Raw genomic sequence first — 439 nt, forward strand, 5'->3', positions numbered from 1 at the left:
TTTCGAACACTAGCGATTATATTTTTAATGAATTCAAAGCTTTAACACTCTAATTCACTCGGTTTTGCTTGGTAAAATCTAATTTACTTACTTATCTAGTTTTCAATGTACAATCATTTAATGGTGGAGACTAGCGGGATCGAACCGCTGACCTCCTGCGTGCAAAGCAGGCGCTCTCCCAGCTGAGCTAAGCCCCCAAATATTCAAGTATTTAATGGTGGGCCTGAGTGGACTCGAACCACCGACCTCACGCTTATCAGGCGTGCGCTCTAACCAGCTGAGCTACAGGCCCATTAAATCGTTGAATGTTTCAAATAAACATTCAAAACTGAATACAATATGTCACGTTATTCCTTCACCTCTACGAGGTGTTCCGAATATATCCTTAGAAAGGAGGTGATCCAGCCGCACCTTCCGATACGGCTACCTTGTTACGACT

2 tRNA genes and 1 rRNA gene are annotated in these 439 nt (G+C 43.1%); all 3 read right to left on the reverse strand.

Annotated elements, in window-relative coordinates:
• Positions 1 to 121 precede the first annotated feature (121 nt).
• A tRNA-Ala gene (locus HS848_RS12530) sits at positions 122 to 197 on the reverse strand.
• 18 nt (positions 198 to 215) lie between these two features.
• Positions 216 to 292, reverse strand: a tRNA-Ile gene (locus HS848_RS12535).
• 97 nt (positions 293 to 389) lie between these two features.
• Positions 390 to 439 (reverse strand): 16S ribosomal RNA (locus HS848_RS12540); the annotation flags it as partial.

Origin of the sequence: Staphylococcus caledonicus (assembly GCF_016238465.1) — a bacterium.
Lineage (GTDB): Bacteria > Bacillota > Bacilli > Staphylococcales > Staphylococcaceae > Staphylococcus > Staphylococcus caledonicus.